The 603-nt window shown below is 58.0% G+C and carries 2 protein-coding genes; both read right to left on the reverse strand.

What is annotated here, in order from left to right:
• A partial coding sequence (locus tag ACOCD2_RS25095) for a hypothetical protein (protein WP_419618664.1) occupies positions 1-231 on the reverse strand: 231 nt, incomplete at its 3' end.
• On the reverse strand, positions 228-603 hold a 376-nt coding region (locus ACOCD2_RS25100; RefSeq protein ID WP_293650744.1), incomplete at its 5' end, for an SOS response-associated peptidase. The genes ACOCD2_RS25100 and ACOCD2_RS25095, both read right to left, overlap by 4 nt.

The raw sequence follows: 603 nt of genomic DNA on the forward strand, positions 1-603 counted from the left end.
GATCACGCTGCTCAGCCATAACAGTCTTGCCCTGGACTCGCGGAACAATATTTCCGGAGGAAACTGCTGGCCCAGCGGTTCGATGCTGTCCTGCAGATAATCATTCAGATCCGGGAAATGGAAGGCCAGCAGTTCGAAGAGCAGCTTTCCCAGGATCAGTGTCAGTAAAGGCGGCAGCATGAAGCGCAGCGCGGACAGGGTCTCTTTCGGAAGGGTTCCGCTATCGTTCATGCCATGTCATCCATGGCAAGCGATACCGCCTTCAGAATGCCAGGGTCATTGTGCGCGGGATTATTGACCCGGGTGCTGATGGGGGTCAGCTGCAGCTGCCGGTAACCGTCCCTGTCCAGGATGCTGTGCAGATCTTCCTGGTTGGTGTTTTTGTCCAGCCAGCTTCGGTAATCCTGCGCGGCGATGATCACCGACATGCGCTGATGCACGGGCTGCATCAACGGGTTGGCCGCTGTCGTGACGATGGTGCAGGAATAGATGCTTTCGGTTTCCCTTTCCCAGTGCTCCCAGAGGCCGGCGAAGGCGAACAGGCTGTTGTCGGGGCGGTGGATATGATGGGGTTGTTTGCCGGCCGGCGTCTGCTGCCACTCA

The organism is Thiolapillus sp., assembly GCF_048562965.1.
Lineage (GTDB): Bacteria > Pseudomonadota > Gammaproteobacteria > Chromatiales > Chromatiaceae > Thiolapillus > Thiolapillus brandeum_A.